The organism is Flavobacterium soyae (genome assembly GCF_021245985.1).
In the GTDB taxonomy this organism is placed as follows: domain Bacteria; phylum Bacteroidota; class Bacteroidia; order Flavobacteriales; family Flavobacteriaceae; genus Flavobacterium; species Flavobacterium soyae.
Map to the genome: position 1 here is coordinate 1 of NZ_JAJQXA010000074.1, position 256 is coordinate 256.

1 pseudogene is annotated in these 256 nt (G+C 38.7%); it reads right to left on the reverse strand.

Annotated features, from left to right (window positions below):
- A pseudogene (locus LUU93_RS21640) lies at positions 1–256 on the reverse strand (IS5/IS1182 family transposase); the annotation flags it as partial.

Genomic DNA, 256 nt, shown 5'->3' on the forward strand with positions numbered 1-256 from the left:
ATCTGCAGATTGTAAGCCGGTTTTAATTGGCCGTTCAGCATATGGTCCTCTTTCATACGCATAAAAGTGGCATCGGTATCAGTCTTGGAAAATGAGTTTCTGTTTTGAAGAATTTCTTCTTGCTGTTTGTACTTTTCAAGGTTCTTTGGCCAGTTCTTTTTGGCATAATTAAGCTTCTGGCGTACTTTCGAAGGAACTTTTTTCTCTTTCAAAACTGCATTGATCTTGTTGATGGCAGCTTCTACTTTTTCTGCGT